The following is a 20,988-nucleotide window of genomic DNA, read 5'->3' on the forward strand; positions in this document are numbered from 1 at the left end:
TGGTCGGGTGGGGAGGCGGGGCGGGCGGTATGAGTTCACGTCAGTGAACTTTGGTGTGAGGCGGTGGACACGATCGTCAGGTTCGGTGGCAGCTATATGAACACCTGTCCGACTCAGAACTATTTCGGCACGGGCCCGCTCACCCGCAAAGAGGTGCAGCAATGCGCGCGCGTGATGAACGAAATCGGTGGCTATGCCACAGACCATGGCGTGAAGATCGGCCTCCACAACGAATTTTTCTGCGCGATCAACCTGCCCAACCACCGCGAACTGATCGAATCGACCGATCCCGGGCTGGTCCACTATTGCATCGACACCGCGCAGATCGCGATCATGGGTGAAGATCTGCTGACGTTCTACGAGGATTATCACGACCGCATCAGCACCTTTCACCTGAAAGACACGGCATCGGCCAACCAGCCCGACAACGTGCGCCATGCGCAGGACCCGGAAATCGCCGACGATGGCCACCGCTGGTTCTGGGAACCGGGCGAGGGCGAGCTCGACCTCAAAGGCCTGTATCGTTTGCTCAAAAAGCACGCGTTCCGGGGGTGGATGTCGATCGAATACGACGGCTCGCCCGATATGCTCGCCTCGATGGCGCTGACCCGGTACCACCTCGATAACGAGCTGCGCCCGATCTACGATTGAGCGCTGAGGATCGGCGGACCCGATCGATAGCCGCGTGGATTTATCGCAACCTAGAATCTTACCTGATCCGCCCCCTTCAGGCGCAGGCGATCGCGCGCCTGCGCCGGAGTTGCCACGGCATAACCGAGCGAATCGATAATCCCGGCCAGCTTTGCAACTTGCTGGGCATTGGAATGGGCCAGCTGGCCACGGCTGATGGTCAGGCTGTCTTCAAGTCCGACCCGCGCATTGCCGCCGAGCAGAATGTTTTGCGTGGCCATCGGCATCTGATGGCGTCCGGCGGCGAGCACAGACCATTCAAAATCGGTGCCGAACAGGCGCTGCGCGGTGCGCACCATGTGCAACAGGTGGTCGATCTCTGCGCCGATCCCGCCCAGAATGCCCAGGCAAAACTGGATGAACAATGGTGGTTCGTACAGCCCGCGTTCGAGGAAATGGGCCAGATTGTACAGGTGCCCGATGTCATAGCATTCAAATTCGAACCGGCAGCCATGACCTTTGCCCAGTCGGTCAAGGATCATCTCGATATCCTTGAACGTGTTTTTGAACACGTTGTCGCGCGACCCTTCCAGAAAGGGTTGTTCCCAATCGAAGCGGTATTCCTTTATTTTTGATGCGGCCGGAAACAGCCCCACGTTGATTGACCCCATGTTGAGCGAGGTCATTTCCGGACTGGCCCATTCCGATGCGGCCAGCCGGTCATCCATGGCCATGCCGGGGGCGCCTCCGGTGCTGATATTAACGACCGCGTCGGTCGCTTGTTTGATGCGGGGCAGGAATGCCCGGAACACGTCGGTGCTGGCGGTCGGCCTGCCGGTCTGGGGGTCGCGCGCGTGCAAGTGCAGGATTGCGGCGCCGGCTTCGGCGGCGGCAATCGATTCCTGCGCGATCTGGTCGGGCGTGATCGGCAGATAGGGCGACATCGATGGCACATGCAGCGATCCGGTGATGGCGCAACTGATAATAACCGGCTTCGTCATACGGGTTCCTTAAAGTGCGATGCCATTTCGTCGGCTAGGACTGCGGCCACGCTTTTTAAAATGACCAAATATTCCAATTGTGACCTTATGGTACATTTTTGTGGGGGGATAGTGCAAGCTGTCTGTGTGGTACCCCGACAGGGCCACGCCCAAATGCGTTGCCGATGCACGGGGATTCCTGCTGAAACGTGCGCTGTAACCTGGGCGCAACGGTAAAGAACTTAACGTGCAGGCGGATTGATCGTCAGGGCCTTGGCCAAGGCGCCACAGACATGGGCCGCATTTGGGAGGCCTGTTTGCGCGGATTGGCGACGATTGTGTGTGCGGCACTGTGGCTGGTTCCGTCAGCCGTGCTGGCGCGGGGTGAGGCGGCGACCCCGGCACCTGCCAGTGACACTTTGGAGGCGGAGCCCGCCGGTCAGCAAATTGTCGTTACCGCGTCGCGGGCTGACCTGCTGGGGCGGGCCGCCACCGCCAGCGAGGGTTCCTTGACCCGGCGCGAGGTTGCGCTGCGGCCAATCTATCGCCCCAGCGAGCTGTTTGAAAGCATCCCCGGGATGGTGGTGACCGTCCATTCGGGTGAGGGCAAGGCGCCGCAATACCTGATCCGCGGCTTCAACCTGGATCACGGCACCGATTTTGCCAATTTTGTCGATGACATGCCGGTCAACCGGCCGACCAACGCGCATGGTCAGGGCTATTCCGATATCGGTTTTCTGATCCCGCAGCTGGTTGGCGGGATCGATTTTACCAAGGGGCCCTATTTCGCCGGTGTCGGTGATTTCGGTTCGGTCGCGTCTGCACATACCCGGCTGGTCGATGAATTGCCGGCACAGGCTGTGCTGACCATCGGCAGCAACGGTTCGCAAAGCCTGTTTGCGGGTGGTACGCTGCACCCGGCGCCGGACCGGCGGTTGCTGGCTGCGGTGGAACTGACGCACTACGACGGGCCATGGCAGCCGCGCCAGAATTTCCAGAAGATCAACGCCGCGCTGCGTTACAGCCAGGGCACCAAGTCCGATGGATTGAGCGTGACCATGCTGTTTACCCGCAGCGGGGGCGGGCTGACCACCGACGTGCCGGAACGAGCGGTCGATGCCGGCCTGATCGGCCGGTTTGGCACGCTCGATCCCAGCGATCACAGTGCCACGTCGCGGTACAGCGTGTCGGCCCATCTCGACAAGCCGGTCGGCGCGGGTCAGCTTGGTTTCAGCGCCTATGCGGTGCACAGCACGATGACGCTGTGGAACAATTTCACGCATTTCCTGTTCGATCCGCAAAACGGTGATCAGGAACAACAGGATGAGACCCGCACGACATTCGGGTTTGCCGGCAGCTACAGCGTGCGCGCCACCATCGCCGGTATGATGACGGAAACCGTGATCGGCGCGCAGCTGCGCCATGATACCGTGCTGGTCGATCGCAAACATACCATGGGCCGGACCACTGTGCTGCCCACGTGCCAGGCCGCGCTGGGCGACGAAGGCGTGCTGACTTATGCTGCGGTCAACGGCAATTGCACAAATGACCGCGTGCATCTGCTCAGCCTGGCGCCGTGGGTACAGGAAACCGTCCACGTCACGCCGTGGTTGCGGGTGACCGGTGGTCTGCGCTTGGACAATTTGCGGGCTGACGATCGCAGCCTGGTGACCGGCACCGGTGGCGCCGGCAGCCAGGCGCTGTGGCAGCCCAAGGGCAGCATCGCGCTGGGGCCCTGGGCAAAGACCGAGCTGTATTTCAGCATCGGGCGCGGGTTTCATTCCAACGATGTGCGCGGCGTGTTCGGCACGGTGCCCAATGTCGGCATCCCGCTGGCCGGCGGTGCAACGCCGCTGCTGTCGACCACCAACGGTATGGAACTGGGCCTGCGCAGCGACGCAATTGCGCGGCTGTCGTTGCAACTGGCGCTGTTCCAGCAGGATTTCGGGTCGGAACTGATCTACAATGCCGATCTGGGCAGCGACGAGGCCGGCGCACCCAGCCGGCGCCAGGGACTTGAGCTGTCTGCGCAATATCACCCGTTCCGCTGGCTGGAATTGAACACCGACCTGGCGTTTTCGCGGCCGCGCTATCGTAGCGGCAGCCTGGCTGCGTTCGGTCTTGCCGGGCCTTACATATCGGATGCACCCAATTTCATCTATTCGGCGGGAATTCTGGTCGATGGCCTTGGCCGCTGGTCGGGCGGCCTGCAATGGCGGCGTCTGGGCACGCATCCGCTGGTCGATGGCCAACGGTTTCCGCAGGCCGCGGGCTATAGCGAATGGAATCTGGATGTGGCCTATGCCCTGCCGACCGGCTGGCAGGTGCAACTGGGCCTGTTCAATGTGTTCGACAGCCGGGGACTGGCGGCGGATTTTTTCTACACCAGCCGCCTTGCCGGCGAACCGGCCGAGGGCGTTGCCGGATACCAGAATCACCCGCTGGAACCCCGCGCCGCGCGGATCGTCCTGACCCGGCGGTTTTGATACCGGTCGCTGCCGGATCGCCGCACGACCGCAAAGGGCACCTGGGCGCAGCGCCTGAACCGCCCGCCCGGCGTCGGATATTGCGTCGATCGCGCCATGATCGCAGCGGTTTGGCGATGTGATTTAAAGTTGACCGATATGTTCAAATATGACTACATAGTTCAAATAATTTTACGCCCGGCCGGTCAACCTTCCAGTGCTATGGAAAGGCTGTCCGACTGTTTGCAAAAATATGATTTTCAATGAAAACCTCTACGGAGAGAACGAATGACATTTGTTCCCAATGCCGGTTCGCGTTACCGTATGCCGATCATGTTCGGTGCCGCACCAGGGCCGCGCCAGCATCCCGACGGGCGGATGTGGACTGTCGAAGAAGCCGGGCGGATGAATGCCCAGTGGATGAAAATCGGTTACCGTACCGATCCGGCCAAGCTGGAAAAACTGCTCCCCGCCGGTTTCAGCCTGCGCGGGGATCCGATTGTTTCGGTCAGCTGCGCGTGGTTCAAGAATATGTATTGGCTGGCGGGGCGGGGCTATGGAATTTTGTCGGTCGATTTTCCGGTCACCTATCAGGGCAAGACGGAGCGGCTGGATGGTGCGCTGTGCCCGATCATCTGGGAAGGATCGCCCGATGCGATCATGACCGGCCGCGAAGAACTGGGGTTCCCCAAGATGTTCGCCCGGTTCAGCGAAATCGACTGGGACCCTGCCGCCGGACGCGCCGCCTGCGATGCCGCGTGGTTTGATCATACCTTTTTCGACATCGCACTGCATGACATGGTCGAAGAAGCGAACCCCAAAAAGCAATTGCCGGGGTCCAACGGCGGCGCGCAGATGTATTACAAATACATGCCGCGCACGAGCCCGGGCGGACGCGAGGGCGCAGATCTGGCCTATGTCACGACGTCGGCGGCCCTGGCCGGCAGCGGCGGTGCGGTTGCCAATATCAATTTCGATGAATTTGAATTCCGCCGCTGGACCGGCAAGGGCAGCCTGCAGTGGCACCGCGCCACGTTTGAACAGCTGCCGCTGTCGGCGCATATCGTCAACGGCATCGCCGATCTCGACATTCTGGAATTCACCGATGCGGAAATGGTGCAGTTCACCGGTCCGGGTATCGGTGTGGCGATGAATTCGCATCGCGTGGTCGAACCTGCGTGAACGCAGCCGTGTGATCTGCGCGGGATGCCATTATTGACAAGCATTTCAAGCGTTCATCCGGCCTTTTCGGCTTTCCGCCGGCACCAGCCCGCCTTGCAAATATCCTTGACCAAACAGTTCAAATATGACTGAATGGTGCATATCGGAAAGTGTTTTGGCGTGCAGTGTGGCCCCTGTGCAGAGCGGGCACGGCGCACGACGCGACCTCCGGGCGGCAGTGCCGGTGTTTCACCGGCACCCGCGTGACAGCCTGATAGAGACCGGTTTGGCCGGCGAATTGTGATTGGGGAAGACAGGGTGCATAAGCGGATCACGACTTTGCTGGCAGTGGCGGCGCTGACCTTGTGTCTTTCGGGCGCAACCATAGCGCAGACCACGCCCCCACCGGGGGCGATGACGATGCCCCCACCGGGGGCGATGACGATGCCCCCACCGGGGGCGATGACGATGGCCACCCGCGACCCGTCGGCCGCACCCGAAGGCACCTATCGCATCGATCCGGACCATCAGTCGGTTGTTGCGCGCGTTTCGCATCGGGCGATGTCGTTCAGCGTGGTGCGGTTTGGCGTGCGCCAGGGGGTGCTGCACTGGAACCCTGCCAATCCATCGGCGATCACGCTGGATGTCACCGTCGATGCCAAGCCGTTCTTTGCACCCATCGTGTACAAGATGCCGCCCGACGGCGCCCCGTTTCTGAACGTGGCCAAATTCCCCGAAGCCCGGTTCGTGTCCACTGCAGTTCATGTCAAAGATGGTGCCCGCGCGGCCATTGATGGCCAGCTGACCCTGATGGGGGTGACCAGGCCCGTGGTGATCGACGCGGAACTGGTCGGGGCCGGGCGGTCGATGAACGGCACGGCCAACATCGGCTTTACTGGCACAATGGCGGTCAACTGGGCCGAATTCAGCGATCAGCCGATGGCGCGGATGGCGGGCAAGGTCACATTAATGCTCGATGCGGAATTCCTGAAAGACTGACATACCCCGTGCCAAAGCCGGCGCAGCCAAGGGACATCAAGCAATGATCAAAGCCAATCGGTCCGCCGGATCCGGCGTCGATGAATTGCAGCGGATCAGCGGCTGCATGCTGGGTGATGTCGCCCCGGCCAGCCTGGCGCATGAAGCGGTGCTCGACATGGAAATGGGGCTGTTGCGCCAGGGCTGGCCGGTGGGTCAGTCGCTGGGCGCGCTCCCCGATGTGCGCAAACGTCTGGGCCTTGGCCGGCCCGCGTTCCGTGAAGCGGTGACCATCCTTGAGGCACGCGGTCTGCTCGATGTGCGACGTGGCCCCGGTGGCGGGTTGTTCGTGGCGGCGCCAGCGCTCGAAGACGTCGCGGGTGCGGTGCTGATGCACCTGGCCCTGGCCGGGGAAACCCACGCCTGTATCGACCAGTTCCGCCTGCTGGTGTGGCGCATGATTGTGAACGTGGCGATTGAGCGGCGCATTGTAACTGTGTCCGGCGTGACTGTGTCCGGCGTGACTGTGTCCGGCGGCGCCGGATCGCATGACTGGGGCTTTGCCGCCGATCTTGCCGAACAACTGGGCAAGACGACCATGGCACTGCTGGCGCGCCTTGCCGAAATGCTGGTGCGCACATCGCAAGGAACTGAAGCGCCGGCCCATGACTGCGCGCTTGCCGACGCGATCGGGCATGGCGATCTTGCCAAAGCGCTGGAACGGCTGGATGAACTGGCCGGGCCGGTTAACCCGAACAGTGCCATTGTCGCGCTGGAACTGGCCGAGCGCGCGTTTTCGCTGTCAGGCCGCAAATCGGCGATGGCGCTGGCGGCGCGCATGACCCGCGAACTGAGCGGGCGTCCGGGCACGCAGGAGGCGGAGTGGGAAACCGCCGAACGGCTGGGCTATACCGATGGGGTCGTGCGGCAGGCGCGGCGCATCCTGCAGGATTTCGGGATCGTGCGCTGCCACCAGGGCCGCAAAGGCGCAGAGCTGGCGCCACCTGCGGCGCCCACCGGCGTTATCCGCTTGCTGGCGCCGTGTCTGGTGGCCAGCGCCACGCCGGCACTGGATATTCGGGAGGCGATTACCTTTTTGATGTGCAGCGCGCCGGTGCTCGCCGCCCGGCGCGCCCGCGATGCCGATGGCCCGGTCGCCCGCGCGGCGGCGCCGGCATCGGGCGCCGAGGCGTTTGAAGCGCTCACGCTGGAAAACCTGTTGCTGGAACTCAGCGGCAATCCGCTGCTGGCGATCATCGTCCGGTCGCTCGGGCTGGCCAATATCTTTGCTACCAGCGAACCGCTGGCACCGCCCGACCGGTGGGATGTGATGGCAATCAACCGCCGCATCCTGCAGGCGATCGAGGCGGGCGATGTCGCCGCGGCGGGCATGCTGGCCCGGGTCAAGCTGGAGATCATGCAACGGCCGGCCGCCACGTATCTGGCAGTGGCCTGACGCGCCAGGCCAAGCATTGGCGCGCGCCATCGGCTGTGGGCGCGACCGCCAGCCGGGCTGCGAATTGATACAGCTAACTGCGCAACAAGGCCTGCGATAGCATCAACTTATCGGCGGTGGCTGGGTTTGTCCTCCGCGTGCCTGGCGCCGTGCCCAGGCGTGACCGGCGCAGCAGTGCCAGCGCGCCCGCGGTTGCGGTGCGCGCATGGCTTGGCACAACAGCCTTATTTTTGCAGGCGGCGGGGCGGTGCCACGGGCGTCGGGTTGGAGCAGAATGATGAACAGGTTGAAAATGCGATGGCTGGCGGGATTGGTTGCGGGTGCAGCCCTTGGCGTCGGCCTGGGTGCCGCGCCGGCCGTCGCACACCATTCGTTTGCCGCGTATGACATGAACCAGACACTGTCAGCCGAAGGCACGCTGAAGGAATTTCGCTGGGGCGCGCCGCATTCCTCGCTGGTGCTGATCTATCTCGACAAGGGCGCTGAAAAGCAGATGTCGATCATCAGCGGCAGCCCGCTGCTGTTTTCGAAACAGGGACTTAGCCCGCGCGACTTCAAGCGCGGCGACAAGATAAAGGTTACCTACCATCCCAATACCAGCGGGCAGCCGGGCGGCGCGCTGGCAACGTTGAAACTGCCCAATGGCAAGGCGTTTTCCGACACCGAGGCCGCCCGCGCCGGCGGCAATTGAAAGACGCGACATGGGCACCCGTTCGAACAGACCCCGTACCGCGCTGCGCACCCTGCTTTCCGGTGTGGCGCTGGCAATCGGCATCACCGGTTTTGGCGTGGCGCAGGCGGCCGTGCCCAATCTGGAAGGGGTGTGGCAGATCGCCACGCCCACCAGCCAGATGAAGCCGGTCGCCGGCCAGGTGCCGTTCACCCCCGACGGGCGCAAGGCCTATGACGCCAACCGCAAGCTGCAGGCGCAGGGCAAGTTTGACGATTACGACATCACGCTGTCGCGCTGTTCCAACCCGGGCGTGCCGCGGCTGGCGCTGACGCCGCTGCGGTTCAAGATCTGGCAGCGGCAGAATGTCGTGACGTTTGATTATGAATGGAACCGCGCGCTGCGCCAGATCAACCTGGGCGTGCCGCCGCAGCCCGATTTTCTGGGGTTGGGGCTGGTGCCGACGATGACCGGCAAATCGAACGGCCATTGGGAAGGCGACACGCTGGTGTCGGTGATGGACGGGGCGTCTGACCGCACGCTGATCGATGACCTGGTGCCACACGACTATGACCTGAAAGTGACCGAGCGCTACCGGCTGATTGCGCCCGACACGCTGGAAGATCGCATCACCATCGAAGACCCGGGCATGTTCACCACAGCCTGGGATGCCGTGGTCATCTACAAACGCCAGCCCGACGTGATCTTTGCCGAAGATGTCTGCCTTGATCGCATCGACGCCAAGCAACCCGCATTTCCGAAATGAAGCGGCAGCACAGCAATTGGGAACATGCCCGCATGAGGAACACCACCCTGACTTCGTTCGGCCCCACGCGCACGCTGCTGGGCATCGCGGCCACCATGGTGATGGCGATCGGTCCGCAACTGACGGTGGCCCAACCGGCACCCCAGGGGCCACCACCACCGGGCGCAGGCTTTCCCGCGCCAGGCGGCCAGCCGCCAGCGGATTTTCAAGGCCCGCCACCCGGCATCCAGGGCCCGCCGCGCGGTGGCCCTGGCGATGGCGTGCTGGCGCAGCTTGGGCCGCCGCCGGGGCCGGTGCTGACGCCTGCGCAAAAGCTGGTGGCCGCGTTGCCCCCACCGGCACCGGGCGGGATGCCGCCACGCCCGCCGCTGCCCGCCGACGCAGCAATGCCGTCGGCCGATCGGCACGATCTGCAGGGCACGTGGATTCACAACCTGCCGTTGGCATTCCGGTCGCAGAATGACATGTATGGCGCGGCCGCACCCTATACCATGGCCGGCGCCAAAGTGATCGCGCGCCGGGTGCAGTCGCTGAAGGACGGGAAACCGTTCACCAATGCGTCGGCGCTGTGCCGGCCACCGGGGCCGCAATGGCAATTTGATCTGAACTTTCCGTTTCAGATCATGCAGGCCAAGGACCGGCTTGAGTTTATTTTTGAAGAATACCACGGCCGCTGGACCATCCTGCTGGACCCGGCGAAGGCGGCGATACCGGCCCGGAAATCCTATATGGGCACATCGGTCGGCCATTGGGACGGCAACACGCTGGTGGTTGAAACCGGCGATTTCAGGCAGGCGATCTGGATGGATGTCGATGGCACGCCGCTGTCGGCCAATGGCAAGTTGATCCAGCGCATTCGCAAGGTCGCCAATGCCGGGCAAGTGCCGTTTCTGGAGGTCGTGACCACCATTGTCGATCCTGCGAATTACACCGCGCCGTGGTCGATCGTGCGGACTTATGGCTGGAATCCGTATCTTGCGCTGTTTACCGAATACAATTGCGAAGAACAGATCGGCGATCCGGGCGTCAAGGCCGATGCCGGCCTGGTCGCGGAACCAAAGGACTGATCGGATGCGCGCACCACCAATGGCTGTCCTGCCCATGCTGCGTCGCTGGCGCACATTGTTCACGCCGGTGCTGACACTGGGCGTCATGCTGGCGTCCGGATCGCCCGCATTGGCGCACAGGACGGCAGCAGAGGTTGCCAACCAGAAAGTCGTGATCGATTTTTATGCGGCATTGAACGCAGCGGATGCGGCCGGCACGATGCCGCAGCGCATCCAGACGATCGCCGAAACCTATCTCGATCCCGACTATGTGCAGCATTCGGACATGTTCGCCGGCCTGCCTGGCCCCGGCAGCGCGCGTGACAAGCTGATCCGCCTGTTCCAGTCGCGCCCGGCCATGCCGGCAATGGCTGCGCCGACCACGGTGGCGGTGATGGCGCAGGATGACCGGGTGATGCTGCTGACATCGCGCGCGATGCCCGATCCTGCCACCGGCGGTCTGAAGCCAGCCTATATCTTCAATATGTTCCGGGTCAAAAACGGGCGGTTGGTGGAACATTGGGATATCATGCCGATGCCACCGGGCGGTGGTGGTCCGGGCATGATGCCGGGTGGCCCGGGTGCACCGCCACCCGCTGCTCCGTGATGATCATACCGGCGCGGTCGCGCGTACCGGCCGATGCAGCGCTCATCCGGATGAGGCTTAACCGACCGCAGACTTGAGGATGTTTCCGCCATGTCACTCGAACAACTCTCTCGCCAGATCTATGTCACACCGGTCAGCGCGGCGATCCGCGATACGACCTGGATCATTCCGGCACTGCAAAGCGTGCACATCCTGGCCATCGCGGTGGTGATCGGTTCGGCCGTGGTGATGGACCTGCGTCTGGCCGGGGTGCTGGCCGTCGATGAAACCCCGCAGGTGATCGTGCGCCGGCATTTGCCATGGATGTGGTCAGCGCTGGCCACGCTGCTGACTTCGGGTTTCATACTCGGGTTTGGCGAACCCGATCGTGTGCTGATGAACGAGGTGTTCTGGGTCAAAATGGCGCTCGTGCTCAGCGGTTTTGCGCTGACCCTGCTGTTTCGCTATCCGATCCTGCATCCCGATTATCGCATCGAACACGCGCGCGCGGCCCGCCTGGTAAAGCCGATGGCGTGGGCGTCGCTGGCGATCTGGGTGGTCGTCGTGTTTTGCGGCCGCTGGATCGCCTACACCAAATAAGCCAAGCCAAATAAGCCATGATTGTCTGGAGACGAGCATATGGAACCCGATGGCGCCACCGGCGGCCTGATGCAGATGCTGTACGATTCTGCCTGGGGCACCGCGATCCGGCAAAGTTCGACGCTGTTTCCGTGGATCGAATGCACCCACGTGCTGATGATCGCGACGGTGGTCGGCACGATTGCGATTGTCGATCTGCGATTGATGGGGTTTGCGGCCCACCGCCGCAGCGCGCGGCAATTGACGGTGGATATGCTGCCGTTCACCTGGGTCGCCTTTCTACTTGCGGCGATCACCGGCGGGCTGCTGTTTATTTCCAATGCCACAGGCTATTACGAAAGCATGCCGTTCCGGTTCAAACTGATCGCGATCGTGATTGCCGGGATCAACATGGCGGTTTTCCACTTCACCGCCTATCGCAAGGTCAGCGATTGGGGCGATCACCTGCCGCCACCGCACGCGGCGCGGATTGCCGGGTTCACCTCGCTGACATTGTGGATCGTCATCGTGTTTCTGGGGCGCTGGATCGGTTATTCGTACCCGCTGGCCTGATCTTGCGCGCGGGCGCGGGGCAGACCTGCGTGAAATTGCGTGCATGAAATGCGTTCGACCGCTGATTTCAGTTGAACGAACCAGTCAATTACGGCGAAAGAGATCACCATGGCAGCAACGCGGCATGGCGGTCGCGTGGAATGGATAGGAACAGCGAATGGTAGCGCGGCCCCGCCTGACGGAAAGCCCGAAGCAATCGCAATCGCTGCTGGGCAAACTGGATACCGCGCGCCATTCGGGCGAAAAGGCTGATCGCCGCATTTCCCGCACCCGGCTGGCCTTGCTTGAGGCGGCGCAGCGCCTGTTTGCGACCCGCTCGGTCGACGGGGTGAGTATCGACGACATCGCCAGAGAGGCGGAGGTCGCCAAGGGTAGCCTGTACAACCATTTCGACAGCAAGGAGGATCTGGCCGACGCGCTGTTCGGGATGGTGCGTGGCCATGTCGCGGGCCTGCTTGATGCGCATGTCGACACCAGCATCGCGCCGCCCGAACGGCTGGTGCGCGGGGCTTTTGTCATCCTGCGGTTTGCCATCGACCATCCCGAAAGCGCGGCGGCGCTGATCAAGCTGTCGCCCGAATTGCTCGAAGATTCCGCGCCGCTGAATGTCAAGGCGCGCGAAATCATCGTCGAAGGGCTGGAATCGGGTCATTTCAAAGGGATTCCATCGGATTCGGCCACGCTGCTGGTGGTCGGCGCGATGCTGGTGATGCTGCAGGATTCGATCGATCGGCAAAAATCGGTCAAGCGCCTGATCGCCAGGATCATCCCGCTGATGGCGGGCGTGCTGAAAGCGCTGGGGGTGGACAGCGAAAGCGCCGCCGCCGCCGCCAAAGCGGCAGCGCGCGCCAACCTGGAATAAGGTTCAGATGAAGCTGAAACTGCGGCTGACGAACCAGTAGGTCCCTTCCAGCACCAAACCCGCCGCGCACACATCGACCACGATCGGCCGGGGCAGCGTCAGTCGCAGGCGCCGCAGCAGCGCGACCGCCGCCACCAGCGTGGTCACCACGGTCAGCTGGCCGATCTCGACACCCAGGTTGAAACCCACCAGCAATTCGGCGAGTTTTGCCGGCGGGATCGCATCGTTGAGCAGGTCGGCGGCAAAGCCGAAGCCATGGATCAACCCGAAGATCAGCGTCACGATCAACCGCAGCCGTCCGGCATCGCGGACATGGCCCGCGACCAGCAGATAGTTGGATGCAAAAAGCCCCGCGCCCAGCAGCAGCGTGAACGGCAACAGCCCGATCCCCAGCAGTTTCAGCCCGGCCATCGCCAACAGGCCTGCCCCGGTCCACACCGCAAACAGCCCCGGGCGATGAATTTGCACCGCCAGATTTTCAATCCCGATCAGCGCGATGGTCAGCGCCACCAGCGCATCGATGAATTCTGCATGGGGCCGGATAATCCCGGTCACCGCCAGCGCCAGCGTCAGGCTGTGACCGATGGTGAACCCGGTGATGACAAACACCAGATCCTTGAACCGGCGCGAAATCAGCACCAGCCCGAGCAGAAAGCTCATGTGATCGATACCGGTAAAGATGTGCATCAGGCCCATCGACACAAAGGTCAGGAACCCGGCGCCTTCGATCCGCCCGCCCTGCGCCTTGCTCAGGTCGATGGTCTGCGTGTCGGCCGTCAGCACATCTTCGGCAAAATCGCCCTTGGCGGTCTGGATCTGCGCCAGATTGACGTGGGTCGGCACCAGTTCAAAAAACGCGTTGTCGCGCAAAGTGATCCCATCTGACGACGGGCAATTGAAAAAGAATTCCACGCGTCGATAACCGGTTACCGCCGCGACCGCGCGCGGCCGACCGGCGGCGGCGCAAACACGCCCGGCGGCGCTGGCGCCAACCCTGGGCGCAAGATAGGCGATCAACCGTGGCGTCGCGGGCGTGTGGCCATCCGGTGTCAGCCTGCGCGCTTCGACGTCGGTCACCGAAAAGGTCAGATGCACCGAACTGCCATCGACCAGCCAGGTCGTGTGCGATTCAGACCGGGTGTGCGCCTGCGCCGGTGCGATGTGCCAGACGGCGATGGCGATCAGCAGCAGTGTGCGCAAAGCTATCCGTGTGATCATTGCAGGTCTGACGCGATCTTGATGTCGGCGCGTTTTTTCAGGAATGTCCGGTTGCCATCCTGCAGCCGCGCCACCTTGTCAGCCAGAAAATCGTTCAGCACCTGATCGCGTGCCTTGGCGTATGGGGTTGGTTGCGGCGGCCGGTTCGCCACCACCTGCACGATATGAACGCCATCGGGCGCCGCAACCGGATCGGACACGGCGCCATCGGGCAGGCGGCGCACCAGGGTGAACAGCGCCTTGCCCAGATGCTCTTCGGCAGCGAAATAGAACTCGTCGCCATCATCGACCCGGCCGGATGTTTTCAGCCCCAGCCATTGCGCGGTGGCGCCCCTGCGCAAGGCGGCGACGGCCTGTGCTGCATCGGACCCGCGCGGCGCAATCCATTCGTGCAGCGCGATCATGCCTTCACCGGCATAGCGATCCTTGTGGCCGGCATACCAGCGAACGAGTTCGTCCTCGGCCGGTTTGGCGGTCATCGCGTCCTGGGCGATTTGACCTTCGGTGGCCTGTATCAGCGCCGCGCGGACATCGGTATCGTCGTTGGTCAGCCCCATTTCGACCCCGCGCTGCACATAAAGTTCTTCACGGATCATGTCTTCGAGCACGTTGTGCCGTTGCGCCGGGGTGGCCTGGGCATAGGGCACCCCGTACAGCGCAGTGACCTGCGCGATCATGTCGGCGCGCAGCAGTGGCACATTGTTGATCAGCGCGGCATCTTCGGCCGGAACGATCGCGGTGCGCGTGCCCTGCGCGGTGAACAGGCCGTATCCGGCGATGGCCAGGCCGATCAGCGCGCCCGCCGCCGCCAGCGCCAGCGAACGTCGCCCGACCGGCTGGTGAATATCCCAGACCGATGGAGCAGACGTGGCGGGGGATGCAATCGGATCGGTCATTTCCGTTCCTGTCGGGTTGGCGCCAGTGACGCGACATAGACCGCGACGTTGCGCAGCTGCGCCGCGGTCAGCGTGCGGGCAAAGGCCGGGCTGATCCCGGCCCGGCCACGGCTGATCGAGCGGCGAATGTCGTCGGCGCTGCCGCCATACAGCCAGATGTCATCGGTCAGTGTGGGTGCGCCGATCGCCGGGTCACCACCCAGATCGCGGCCATGGCAATCCCAGCATCCTGCCGCAGAATATGCGGCGGGACCGCGTGCGACCGCGGCCGCATCGGTGGCGCGCGCGGTAAACGACAGAATGTACTGGGTCAGATCCGCGATCTGCGCGGGTGTCTGCGGTGGCAAGGGTTCCGCCGCGTCTGGCATTTTGCGGGCATAGGCCGGCATCACCGCCAGGTTCCAGCCGCGTTTGTTGCGCGCGCGAATGCCATAGCGCGCAATGTCCTCGATCTGCGAAACCGTGCCGGTGCCGTAAAGGTGGTCGCCGTCGGTCAGATCGGGCACACCCAGCGTGCGGTCGCCTTTGCCCGCGTTGCCGTGGCATGATGCACACGACGTGTCGAAGACCTGTTTGCCGCTGGTCAATGCGACGCGGCGCAACTGCGGATCGCCAAGAATGGCTTCCGGGTCTGCGCGCAAAACCGCGGACTGCGCGTTTGGTTGCAGCGCGCCCACGCCCAGCGCAACGGCCCCGCCAGCCAGCAGCAGCAGCGCCCACCGCAGCCTGCGGGGTTTTATGGCAGTAACGAAATCGACAACGAACGACATGATCATGTGCCTGGGCAAGTCCGGGCAAGGCGTCCAGCAACGTACGGTAACGTACATGTTACAGGGCGTTACCGCGCAGATCGCTGACCGACTGGTTTTGCACTTGTCCCGACGGCGCAGGCTGATAGCACCGTCCCATGATGACCACCGACCCCGGCATTCGCGAACGACTGGCCGCAGCAGCGGCGCGGGTGCGTGCCAGCGGCGGTCTGGGGAAATCGGATTCGCTGATCCGGTTGTTTGATTTTCTGCTGGAACGGTCGCTGGCGGACCGTGTCCCCAAGGAAATCGAAATCGCGCAGGAGGTGTTTGGCAAGACCACCGATTTTGACGGGATGGTCGATGCCTCTGTGCGGGTCTATGTCCACCGCCTGCGTCGCAAGCTGGCGGACCATTATGCCACTGCGGCGGACAATCCCGATCACATTACCGTGCCGCTGGGCGAATACCGGATGGTGCTGGTTTCGCCGGAGGGCGGGGATGATGCGGCCCCGCCTGTCCCGGTTGCCGCGACTCGCCCGGACTGGCGGATCGGGCGCCTGTGGCTTGCGCTGCTGGTGCTGGCGCTGGGCAATGGACTGGCGTGGACGTATTATATTGCACGGCAAAGCGCCGATGCCGGCCCGACACCGGGGATGCTGTGGCAGCCGATCATGGAAAACCGGCGGCCCACGCTGCTGATCATGGGCGATTATTACATCTTTGGCGATGCGCCCGATGGCAATGTCGTTTCGCGGCTGGTCCGTGACTTTTCGATCAATTCGGCCGCCGATCTGGATAACCATCTGCTGGCTCACCCGGACAAGGTCGGCCGTTATCTGGATGTGAACCTGCACTATCTGCCGGTTGGCGGGGGTCTGGCGTTGCGCAGCCTGCTGCCGGTGGTCAACGCTGCCGCCCGACCCAGCCGGATCCGTCCGGTGGTCGACACCATGTCGAATGTCCGGCCCGAAATCTTCAAGGCCGCGAATATTGTCTATGTCGGCTTTTTCAGCGGGCTTGGCCCGTTGCAGGACGCGCTGTTTCGCGCATCAGGCTTCAGGATCGGTAACAATTTTGACGAACTGGTCGACAAGGCCAGCGGACGGCGGTTTACATCGGATTGGGGCGTGGTCGCGGACGGCAAAGTGCCACGGCGCGATTTTGGCTATATCGCCAGCGTGCGCGGCCCGGCTGGCAACCGCATTCTGATCATCGCCGGCACACGCGATCCGGCGGTCCTGCAAATGGCCGAAGTCGCTGCCGACGCGCAGCAAATCGACGCCATTGTGTCGAAAAACGGTGGCGACGCGTTTGAGGCGCTGTTTGAAGTGCGCACGCTGGGCAATCTCAATCTTGGCAGTTCGCTGGTGCTCGCCCGTCCGCTGCGTGCAGGCAGTATCTGGTAGCGTGTTGGGGGGGCAGGGCCTGGCGCTGCCCCCCCCTGCTACGATCAGTCTGCCGCGCGTTTGTGACCACGCAGGCCCATGCGCTGCAGTTCCGGCTCTTTGTCCACAAACTGATGCTTTAGCGCGCCGCCGATGTGCACCATCAGCAGCAGCAGCATCAGATAGCCGCCGATCTTGTGCCAATCGGCCAGTTGTTCATGCAGGATGTGCTGTGGTTTCACACCGCCCGGTTCCAGGCCGATATTGGCAATCGGCGCGATCGGGGGCAGCGGAACGATCCACCAGATGCCGGGCGGGGGCGGGGGACCATGCGGCGCACCGGCGCCGCCCGAAGCGCCAGCAGGCGGCGCGGCCATCGGCGGCAGTGGTGCGCTGAGCGCGCCCGCCGACCCCGCCGGCGGATGCGCGGACAGGATCGCCCACCCGGTCAGCGGCATCAGCACCATCCCGCTGTACAGCAGGAAGTGCGCAAAGTGCGAGGCATGGCGTTCCCACTGCTTCATCGTCGCGGGATAGGCCGGCGGTTCGTGCATCAGCCGCCAGACGACCCTGGCCAGGGTCAGTGCCAGCACGGTCAGCCCCGATGACAGGTGCGATGTGATGCCGATCCCGTAAAACGCGCGGTGCGATTTGAAAAAGCCAGCCGCAAAATCCCAGATCAGCAACCCGCTGACCAGATTGTAGATGATCATGATCGCGATCGTCCAATGCAGCCACATCGCCACCCGGGTATAGCGCGCGCCTGAATGGGCGTGACTTTGCCGATCTGTGTCGGCGGCTATCGCTTGCATACATTCTCCCGCTTCATGATGTTGCGATGTGGCTGACCATGCAGCGGATTGATCGTTGCAAAACGTTCGCTCAGTGGTGCTGCCAAATTTGAACTAGACAGTCATCTTTGTACCATCTAGTCAATGAAAAAGGCAAGGTACCCGGGATTGGCGAATGCCATCCGTGCGGTTTGGGCGGCCTGCGGCATCGGCCGTGCAACCTGCCCTTTCGCAAAATTGACGGACAAAGGATCGATTTTTCATGAAGCTTGCAAGGTTTACCGCCGGCGGACACACGCGCCTGGGCAAAGTGGTTGGCGATTCTGTTGTCGATCTTGGCGCGGTGTTGCCGGGTATCGGTGATTCGATGCGGCTGCTGCTGGAACAGCTGGACGGGTTTCGCGACGCAATCGAGGCAGTCGCTGCACCGGCGTTCGCGCTGGCCGATGTCATGCTTGAAGCGCCGATCACCGACCCCGGCAAATACCTGGCGATCGGCATGAACTATCAATCGCATGTTGACGAAGCCGCCGCCGCCGGCGTGACCGCACCAAAAACGCAGATCTGGTTCAACAAGCAGGTCACCTGCATCAACGGGCCGTTTGGCGATGTCGATGTGCCGCGGGCAGGGCCGGACAAGGTCGATTACGAGGCGGAACTGGGCGTGGTCATCGGCAAGCGTTGCCGCCACGTGTCGCGCGATCAGGCGCGATCGGTGATCGCCGGCTATGTCGTCTGCAACGACGTGACCGCGCGTGACTGGCAGTTCCGTTCGCCAACCTTCACGCTGGGAAAATCGTTCGACACACACGGACCGATCGGTCCGTGGATCACCACCGATGATGAAATCGCCGATCCGCACGCGCTGACCATCACGCTGGAGCTTAACGGTGAAGAGCGCCAGCGCGCATCGACGGGCGATATGATCTATGACATCTATGACCAGATTGCGTACCTGAGCGAAGTGATGACGCTGCTGCCCGGCGATCTGATCGCCACCGGCACACCCGCCGGGGTCGGCATCGCCGGCAACCGTTTCATGAAAGCAGGCGATGTCGTGCGCGTGGCAGTCGAAGGGCTGGGCGCGATCGAAAACCGCTTTGTCGACGAGGCCTGAACCGCGCGCGATCGATTGAGGCACCTAACATTGCCGCGCCAACCGGCGCAAAAAACGTCCTGTCGGCATGGCGCCCGGTCTGATGGCATCGGGCTGGCAGCAACCGGTCCATGCTGACGGCATCGGCCGTCGGCAACCGGTCCATGCCATGGTCAAAGGGGTTATCACGCGTGAAACTCGCTGTTTTTGAATCAAACGGGGCGCAGCAGGTCGGCATCGTCAAGGATGGCAGCGTGCTGCCGGTGCCGGGTGTGACCGACATGATTGCGCTGATTGCGGATTTCGATTCGCATGCGGCAAGCCTGCATGATCTGGCGGCAACCGGTGAAGGCTGGCTGGCACTGGATACGGTCAAATTGCGCGCACCGATCAAGCGGCCCGGTAAAATTCTGGCAATCGGTCTCAACTATGCGGACCACATCGCTGAATCCGGACGTGAAAAGCCCACACAGCAAATGTGGTTCCTTAAGGCATCGAGCTCGATCGCGGGCCCGTTCGATCCGATCCAGCTGCCCAAGGCATCGCCCGGCAGCGTCGATTACGAGGTCGAGCTGGTCGCCGTGATCGGCAAAGGCGGTCGGCATATTTCGCGCGAAGATGCGCCGGCTGCGGTGTTCGGGTATTGCGTGGGCAATGATGTCAGTGTGCGCGAATGGCAGGGGCATTCACCGCAATGGTCGGTGGCCAAATCGTTCGACACGCATTCGCCGGTGGGGCCGTGGATCACGCTGACCGACGAAATGCCAGACCCGCACGGCTACGCCATCAGCTGCAGCGTCAATGGTGATGTGCGCCAGCAATCGAACACCGCCAATCTGGTGTTCGATGTGTGGGCGCAGATCGAATACCTGTCACAGGCGATGACGCTGGAACCCGGTGATATCATCTTTACCGGCACCCCCGGTGGCATCGGCTGGGCGCGCGATCCGAAACTGCTGCTTAATCCCGGCGACGTGTGCCGTTGCGAAATTGCGGGCATCGGCGCGATCGAAGGCGTCTGCATCCCTGAATGACACCGGCCCGACCGACCGTGTCGGCAACCCATGACGACCTGCACCTGGCGCAACGGCCGGCCATTTTACGGAGCATCGCAGCATGAGCATCGCCAAGGCCTATGACGTCGCACACGTGCGCTTTCGCGCGCCGGATCTCGACCGGATGCGGGCGTTTCTGGTCGATTTCGGAATGGTGGATGCGGTTGTCGATCAGCCCACCGACCATCTGTTCATGCGCGGCACCGGTCGCGCGCCGTTTGTGCATGCGACCGAGCGGGGCGATCCGGGGTTTGCGGCGCTGGGCATCTGGGTGCGCGATCGCGCCGATCTGGAACGTCTGGCGGCCCACGATGGCGCCACAGTCGAACCGTTTGACGCGCCCGGTGGCGGTCTGGTGGTGCGGCTGACCGATCCCGACGGGTTCGTGATCGAGGCGATTGCCGAACAAGTCGCGCTGCCGCCGGTCGAACGGATCGCGCCGCAGCCGGAACCATGGAACCACGCCGGGGAATACCCGCGCATCGGCCGGTTCCGCCGGGTGGCGCAGGGGCCATCGCATGTGCAGCGGCTGGGCCATTGCGTGTTCGGCGTGTCCAATTTTCGCAGCTCCGAACAATGGTACAAGGAACGCTTTGGCTTCGTCACCTCTGATGAAATCCAGCCAGCGCCGGGCGTGGCGATCGGCGCGTTCATGCGCGCCGATCGGGGGGATGAACCCTGCGACCATCACACCATTTTCCTGTTCGAGCGACCCGGCGCACCCGCGCAGTTCATGCATTCGGCGTTTGAAGTGGTCGATGTCGATGATCTGATGGCTGGCCACGACCACCTGGTCAGTGGTGGCTGGCACCTGCATTGGGGCGTCGGCCGACATATCCTGGGCAGCCAGATCTTTGATTACTGGAACGACCCCTGGGGTCACGAGATCGAACACTGGACCGATGGTGACAAGTTGCGCACCGCCGATGGCGGCGGGATTGCCGGGATGGGCGAATTGCTGGGCGGCCAGTGGGGCCCACCCAATCCGGTGATCGCCGAATTGATGAAATAGCCCGGTTTTCGAGATTGTTGAAGGGTACCAT

At 62.9% G+C, this 20,988-nt stretch carries 20 protein-coding genes and 1 pseudogene; 16 read left to right on the top strand and 5 right to left on the bottom strand.

All coding sequences use genetic code 11. The annotated features are described in order from the left end of the window. Positions 1-60: 60 nt before the first annotated feature. Positions 61-651, top strand: a pseudogene (locus tag ABWP89_RS08870) (sugar phosphate isomerase/epimerase family protein); the annotation flags it as partial. A 50-nt stretch (positions 652-701) separates the two neighbouring features. Here the strand turns inward: ABWP89_RS08870 and kce are convergent. Continuing rightward, positions 702-1,631, bottom strand: a complete 930-nt coding sequence (kce, locus tag ABWP89_RS08875) for a 3,5-dioxohexanoate:acetyl-CoA acetone transferase (RefSeq protein WP_353228710.1) — start codon at positions 1,629-1,631, stop codon at positions 702-704. A gap of 272 nt (positions 1,632-1,903) precedes the next feature. Here kce and ABWP89_RS08880 point away from each other — a divergent pair, with 272 nt between their 5' ends. The 11 genes from ABWP89_RS08880 to ABWP89_RS08930 all read left to right on the top strand — a co-directional run bounded on the left by ABWP89_RS08880 (position 1,904) and on the right by ABWP89_RS08930 (position 12,752). Continuing rightward, on the top strand, positions 1,904-4,096 hold the full coding sequence (locus tag ABWP89_RS08880) for a TonB-dependent receptor (protein ID WP_353228712.1): 2,193 nt from the start codon (positions 1,904-1,906) through the stop codon (positions 4,094-4,096). Positions 4,097-4,363: 267 nt separating this feature from the next. After that, positions 4,364-5,257 (top strand): acetoacetate decarboxylase family protein, encoded by an 894-nt coding sequence (locus ABWP89_RS08885; RefSeq protein ID WP_353228713.1) that lies wholly within the window; start codon positions 4,364-4,366, stop codon positions 5,255-5,257. Between the two features lie 297 nt (positions 5,258-5,554). Further along, positions 5,555-6,235 carry a YceI family protein gene (locus ABWP89_RS08890; protein ID WP_353228714.1) on the top strand — a complete coding sequence of 227 codons (681 nt, stop codon included), beginning with the start codon at positions 5,555-5,557 and terminating at the stop codon, positions 6,233-6,235. Between the two features lie 43 nt (positions 6,236-6,278). Next, on the top strand, positions 6,279-7,670 hold the full coding sequence (locus ABWP89_RS08895; RefSeq protein ID WP_353228715.1) for a hypothetical protein: 1,392 nt from the start codon (positions 6,279-6,281) through the stop codon (positions 7,668-7,670). Positions 7,671-7,944: 274 nt separating this feature from the next. Next, on the top strand, positions 7,945-8,361 hold the full coding sequence (locus ABWP89_RS08900) for a DUF6152 family protein (protein WP_502915267.1): 417 nt from the start codon (positions 7,945-7,947) through the stop codon (positions 8,359-8,361). Between the two features lie 10 nt (positions 8,362-8,371). Then, positions 8,372-9,106, top strand: coding sequence for a hypothetical protein (locus ABWP89_RS08905; protein ID WP_353228717.1), 735 nt, complete (start codon positions 8,372-8,374; stop codon positions 9,104-9,106). A gap of 32 nt (positions 9,107-9,138) precedes the next feature. Then, on the top strand, positions 9,139-10,173 hold the full coding sequence (locus tag ABWP89_RS08910) for a hypothetical protein (protein WP_353228719.1): 1,035 nt from the start codon (positions 9,139-9,141) through the stop codon (positions 10,171-10,173). 4 nt (positions 10,174-10,177) lie between these two features. Beyond that, positions 10,178-10,759 carry a nuclear transport factor 2 family protein gene (locus ABWP89_RS08915; RefSeq protein ID WP_353228720.1) on the top strand — a complete coding sequence of 194 codons (582 nt, stop codon included), beginning with the start codon at positions 10,178-10,180 and terminating at the stop codon, positions 10,757-10,759. Positions 10,760-10,849: 90 nt separating this feature from the next. Beyond that, the gene (locus ABWP89_RS08920) at positions 10,850-11,338 is read left to right on the top strand and encodes a DUF6644 family protein (RefSeq protein ID WP_353228722.1); all 489 of its coding nucleotides are present in this window, start codon (positions 10,850-10,852) and stop codon (positions 11,336-11,338) included. A gap of 39 nt (positions 11,339-11,377) precedes the next feature. Then, on the top strand, positions 11,378-11,890 hold the full coding sequence (locus ABWP89_RS08925; RefSeq protein WP_353228723.1) for a DUF6644 family protein: 513 nt from the start codon (positions 11,378-11,380) through the stop codon (positions 11,888-11,890). A 157-nt stretch (positions 11,891-12,047) separates the two neighbouring features. Continuing rightward, positions 12,048-12,752 carry a TetR/AcrR family transcriptional regulator gene (locus ABWP89_RS08930; protein WP_353228724.1) on the top strand — a complete coding sequence of 235 codons (705 nt, stop codon included), beginning with the start codon at positions 12,048-12,050 and terminating at the stop codon, positions 12,750-12,752. A 3-nt stretch (positions 12,753-12,755) separates the two neighbouring features. On the opposite strand, the gene ABWP89_RS08935 is transcribed toward ABWP89_RS08930, so the two are convergent. Genes ABWP89_RS08935 through ABWP89_RS08945 form a run of 3 tightly spaced genes read right to left on the bottom strand, consistent with a single transcriptional unit; the run spans position 12,756 to position 15,636 of the window. Next, entirely contained in the window at positions 12,756-13,970 is a 1,215-nt protein-coding gene (locus ABWP89_RS08935; RefSeq protein ID WP_353228725.1) for a HupE/UreJ family protein, read from the bottom strand. After that, positions 13,967-14,866 carry a peptidylprolyl isomerase gene (locus tag ABWP89_RS08940; protein ID WP_353228726.1) on the bottom strand — a complete coding sequence of 300 codons (900 nt, stop codon included), beginning with the start codon at positions 14,864-14,866 and terminating at the stop codon, positions 13,967-13,969. The genes ABWP89_RS08935 and ABWP89_RS08940 overlap by 4 nt, the downstream gene beginning before the upstream one ends. Continuing rightward, complete coding sequence (locus tag ABWP89_RS08945; RefSeq protein ID WP_353228727.1) at positions 14,863-15,636, bottom strand: c-type cytochrome; 774 nt, start codon at positions 15,634-15,636, stop codon at positions 14,863-14,865. Before ABWP89_RS08945 ends, ABWP89_RS08940 begins: the two co-directional genes overlap by 4 nt. 137 nt (positions 15,637-15,773) lie before the next feature. Between ABWP89_RS08945 and ABWP89_RS08950 the strand changes: the two genes are divergently transcribed. Then, on the top strand, positions 15,774-17,024 hold the full coding sequence (locus ABWP89_RS08950; protein ID WP_353228728.1) for a helix-turn-helix domain-containing protein: 1,251 nt from the start codon (positions 15,774-15,776) through the stop codon (positions 17,022-17,024). A 44-nt stretch (positions 17,025-17,068) separates the two neighbouring features. Here the strand turns inward: ABWP89_RS08950 and ABWP89_RS08955 are convergent, their stop codons facing one another. Continuing rightward, the gene (locus tag ABWP89_RS08955) at positions 17,069-17,815 is read right to left on the bottom strand and encodes a cytochrome b (protein ID WP_353228729.1); all 747 of its coding nucleotides are present in this window, start codon (positions 17,813-17,815) and stop codon (positions 17,069-17,071) included. Between the two features lie 241 nt (positions 17,816-18,056). Between ABWP89_RS08955 and ABWP89_RS08960 the strand changes: the two genes are divergently transcribed. The 3 genes from ABWP89_RS08960 (at position 18,057) to ABWP89_RS08970 (ending at position 20,957) form a co-directional block, all read left to right on the top strand. After that, positions 18,057-18,911: a fumarylacetoacetate hydrolase family protein gene (locus tag ABWP89_RS08960; RefSeq protein ID WP_353228730.1), complete on the top strand. Its 855-nt coding sequence runs from the start codon at positions 18,057-18,059 to the stop codon at positions 18,909-18,911. 170 nt (positions 18,912-19,081) lie between these two features. Beyond that, the gene (locus ABWP89_RS08965) at positions 19,082-19,924 is read left to right on the top strand and encodes a fumarylacetoacetate hydrolase family protein (protein WP_353228732.1); all 843 of its coding nucleotides are present in this window, start codon (positions 19,082-19,084) and stop codon (positions 19,922-19,924) included. 82 nt (positions 19,925-20,006) lie between these two features. After that, positions 20,007-20,957 (top strand): VOC family protein, encoded by a 951-nt coding sequence (locus tag ABWP89_RS08970; RefSeq protein WP_353228733.1) that lies wholly within the window; start codon positions 20,007-20,009, stop codon positions 20,955-20,957. Positions 20,958-20,988 lie beyond the last annotated feature (31 nt).

The sequence above is a fragment of the Novosphingobium sp. genome (assembly GCF_040398825.1).
Classification (GTDB): Bacteria; Pseudomonadota; Alphaproteobacteria; order Sphingomonadales; family Sphingomonadaceae; genus Novosphingobium.

Excerpts from the sequence above, each read along its gene's own strand:
- kce (WP_353228710.1), bottom strand. The coding sequence starts at position 1,631 with ATGACGAAGCCGGTTATTATCAGTTGCGCCATCACCGGATCGCTGCAT.
- ABWP89_RS08880 (WP_353228712.1), top strand. The coding sequence starts at position 1,904 with ATGGGCCGCATTTGGGAGGCCTGTTTGCGCGGATTGGCGACGATTGTG.
- ABWP89_RS08885 (WP_353228713.1), top strand. The coding sequence starts at position 4,364 with ATGACATTTGTTCCCAATGCCGGTTCGCGTTACCGTATGCCGATCATG.
- ABWP89_RS08895 (WP_353228715.1), top strand. The coding sequence starts at position 6,279 with ATGATCAAAGCCAATCGGTCCGCCGGATCCGGCGTCGATGAATTGCAG.
- ABWP89_RS08900 (WP_502915267.1), top strand. The coding sequence starts at position 7,945 with ATGATGAACAGGTTGAAAATGCGATGGCTGGCGGGATTGGTTGCGGGT.
- ABWP89_RS08905 (WP_353228717.1), top strand. The coding sequence starts at position 8,372 with ATGGGCACCCGTTCGAACAGACCCCGTACCGCGCTGCGCACCCTGCTT.
- ABWP89_RS08910 (WP_353228719.1), top strand. The coding sequence starts at position 9,139 with ATGAGGAACACCACCCTGACTTCGTTCGGCCCCACGCGCACGCTGCTG.
- ABWP89_RS08915 (WP_353228720.1), top strand. The coding sequence starts at position 10,178 with ATGCGCGCACCACCAATGGCTGTCCTGCCCATGCTGCGTCGCTGGCGC.
- ABWP89_RS08920 (WP_353228722.1), top strand. The coding sequence starts at position 10,850 with ATGTCACTCGAACAACTCTCTCGCCAGATCTATGTCACACCGGTCAGC.
- ABWP89_RS08925 (WP_353228723.1), top strand. The coding sequence starts at position 11,378 with ATGGAACCCGATGGCGCCACCGGCGGCCTGATGCAGATGCTGTACGAT.
- ABWP89_RS08930 (WP_353228724.1), top strand. The coding sequence starts at position 12,048 with ATGGTAGCGCGGCCCCGCCTGACGGAAAGCCCGAAGCAATCGCAATCG.
- ABWP89_RS08935 (WP_353228725.1), bottom strand. The coding sequence starts at position 13,970 with ATGATCACACGGATAGCTTTGCGCACACTGCTGCTGATCGCCATCGCC.
- ABWP89_RS08940 (WP_353228726.1), bottom strand. The coding sequence starts at position 14,866 with ATGACCGATCCGATTGCATCCCCCGCCACGTCTGCTCCATCGGTCTGG.
- ABWP89_RS08945 (WP_353228727.1), bottom strand. The coding sequence starts at position 15,636 with ATGTCGTTCGTTGTCGATTTCGTTACTGCCATAAAACCCCGCAGGCTG.
- ABWP89_RS08950 (WP_353228728.1), top strand. The coding sequence starts at position 15,774 with ATGATGACCACCGACCCCGGCATTCGCGAACGACTGGCCGCAGCAGCG.
- ABWP89_RS08955 (WP_353228729.1), bottom strand. The coding sequence starts at position 17,815 with ATGCAAGCGATAGCCGCCGACACAGATCGGCAAAGTCACGCCCATTCA.
- ABWP89_RS08960 (WP_353228730.1), top strand. The coding sequence starts at position 18,057 with ATGAAGCTTGCAAGGTTTACCGCCGGCGGACACACGCGCCTGGGCAAA.
- ABWP89_RS08970 (WP_353228733.1), top strand. The coding sequence starts at position 20,007 with ATGAGCATCGCCAAGGCCTATGACGTCGCACACGTGCGCTTTCGCGCG.